The following is a 1706-nucleotide window of genomic DNA, read 5'->3' as shown; positions in this document are numbered from 1 at the left end:
AAAGCTGGGGACCGGTGGGCGGTCCCAGCCGCACATCCAACAGCACGACGGGCAATGTCCTGCTGGCCCGGAGCTACGCCTCTTACGATGAGCTATCGCGGGCCTATCAACGCCAAGCCGAGCTGTTTATGCCAAGCGGCGTAGCGCCCAGCCGGCCGGTAGTGCTTAGCGAAGGAGACCTTACGCCCGGCGACGGCCGCGTCACGAACTTTACCGATTATGATCGCAGTTCCCGCGTCACTTTCGTCACGCAGGCCAGCCCGGCCAATGCCTTGGAGCAAAGCCGGACTTTTTATGACGGGTTGAGCCGCAGTATCAAGGTCGTAGACCCCGACGGGAATGAAGTGCAGACGGTCTACGATAAAAATTCCAATGCCGTAAAAGTGACCGTCATTGAAAAGCATCCTACGGGCCGCATTGCGCCCCAGACTTTCGTAACGCTCAATGTGTTCGATAGCTTGAACCGACTTTCTCGTACCACGGACACGCTGGGCCAGACCCGGCGGTTTTATTACGACAGTCGAAATTTGCTGATCCGCAGTTCCGATGCCCAGGGGCCTGCCATTGCCGATCCGCTGGGCCTTTTTGCCGGGCAGATCAATGCGGACGGCAACGTCTCGGAGACGGTGCACGACGGCCTGGGCCGGGTGCTGTGGACCATGCGTCAGTTGACCACCGACGGCCAGGGCGGCAGTCCGCTGGACACCACCAACCCGACCAATCCCGACGGCAAGATTATTGAGACGAAAACATGGGATGCCAACAGTCGTTTGGTATCCGTCGCGGACGATAAAGGGAATATGACCGCTTACCAATACGATAATTTAAACCGCCGGCTGACCACCACGTTTGCCGACGGCACCGCCACGGTCTCGGTCTTCGATAAGGACAGTAACCTCATCCGTTACACGGATAACAACGGCTCGGTAATAGACGGCTCTTTCGATGCCGTCGGCCGCCTGGTCCAGCGGATGATCACGCCTGCGGCGGACAATGGAGTGAAAGGGACCACGCTGCAAACCTTCGAGTATGACGGGCTCTCCCGTATCACCCGCGCCACGGACAATAATGATCCGGCCAATCTGGAGGACGACAGCACGGTCAGCCGGTTATACGATTCCTTCAGCCGCATGATCGAGGAGCAGCAGAACGGCAAGGCGATCAGCGCCAATTGGACGCAAGAGAGTACTCCCGTGGATCTGACCTATCCCAACGGCCGCAAGCTCGAGTACACGCTCGATAAGCTCAACCGCCTTAAAAGCATTACCTCCGGCGGCAAGTCCATCGCCAATTATGACTACATCGGGGGCCGGATGATCGAAAAGATCCTGGGCAATGCCACCAAGCTCACTCTCCTCAATGACGCCGGATCAGCCGACGAAGGCCATGATGCCCTGGGCCGGTTGGTCAAGATGCGCCATGTCGGCCCCTCGGCCAATCTCCTGGCCGGGTTCGAGTACACCTATAACCGCGAGAATTTTAAGACGGCCACGAAAGATTTACAGACGTCGCAACTGAGCGAGATCTACAAACTCGATTCGGTCTACCGTATCGTAGACTTCAAACGCGGTACGCTCAATGCCCAGAACGACGGTATCGAAGGGACGCCGGTCAACACGCAGGCTTGGGCTCTGGACGGCGTAGGTAACTGGGCCAATACCGTAGTCGATGGCACGACCCAGACGCAAGTGGCCAACAACATGAAC

At 57.9% G+C, this 1706-nt stretch carries 1 protein-coding gene; it reads left to right on the top strand.

Annotation, left to right across the window (positions count from 1 at the left end; translation table 11 throughout):
- Positions 1-14 precede the first annotated feature (14 nt).
- Positions 15-1706 (top strand): hypothetical protein (locus AB1772_13450; protein ID MEW5797345.1); only part of this gene is annotated, 1692 nt, incomplete at its 3' end.

The sequence above is a fragment of the Candidatus Zixiibacteriota bacterium genome, from assembly GCA_040752815.1.
Lineage (GTDB): Bacteria > Zixibacteria > MSB-5A5 > GN15 > FEB-12 > JAGGTI01.
Note: the sequence above shows the minus strand (reverse complement) of the source record. Positions and strands in the feature narration are given on the sequence as shown.